Raw genomic sequence first — 237 nt, forward strand, 5'->3', positions numbered from 1 at the left:
GTCCTGAAGCTTTCGGAGACCGACAGTCTTCTCGTGACGTTCTGCGTTGCCCTATCGAACTTCTTCTGGCTGCCGGTCATGGGCGCTGTTTCCGACCGCATCGGCCGCAAGCCCGTACTCGTGGTCTTTTCGGCGCTCTCGCTCGTGACAGCCTACCCGGCCATCGCCTGGCTCGTCGCCGCACCGAGCTTCGAGCGCATGCTGATCGCCGAACTCTGGCTCAGCTTCCTCTATGCC

1 pseudogene is annotated in these 237 nt (G+C 62.4%); it reads left to right on the top strand.

Going from position 1 to position 237, the window contains the following annotated elements:
- A pseudogene (locus ACPYOI_RS37000) lies at positions 1-237 on the top strand (MFS transporter); the annotation flags it as partial.

Source organism: Rhizobium sp. SVR5-2C (assembly GCF_056755115.1).